Raw genomic sequence first — 359 nt, forward strand, 5'->3', positions numbered from 1 at the left:
GGCGTACCTTTGTCTCACGGGCAACCTGTGACGCCGACTGCGATATCGCGGATGAAGCAACGCGGTTAATGGCCATTGCGGCGGCACCAGGCACCGCCGTTTTGCTGATACGGCTGAGGTTTTCAACGGCCTGCTCAAGACCTTTTATGGCCATACATCCCCCTTTCAGCGGCGACGGTTAACGGCAGGCGGTACGCCCCGTCCAAGCCAGAGATGACAACTTCCGCCATCATCCGGCGAAACCCGATCTACCCAGAAATTTTCCTCACCGATGGTCAGCGTGTCTCCACGCCGCAGCTGCCGCACCTCATCAGTCCGGACAAACAGGGACGGGCTGGAGCCTTCAACGCGCACGCCCT

Annotated in this window: 2 protein-coding genes; both read right to left on the bottom strand. The window is 60.2% G+C overall.

Translation table 11 applies throughout. The annotated features are described in order from the left end of the window. A partial coding sequence (locus AC5RV2_RS19105) for a phage tail protein (RefSeq protein WP_170997307.1) occupies positions 1-154 on the bottom strand: 154 nt, incomplete at its 3' end. A gap of 11 nt (positions 155-165) precedes the next feature. Continuing rightward, positions 166-354 (bottom strand): head-tail joining protein, encoded by a 189-nt coding sequence (locus AC5RV2_RS19110; protein WP_077814874.1) that lies wholly within the window; start codon positions 352-354, stop codon positions 166-168. Between the last annotated feature and the right edge of the window lie 5 nt (positions 355-359).

It is taken from the genome of Arthrobacter sp. Y3225116, assembly GCF_059091245.1.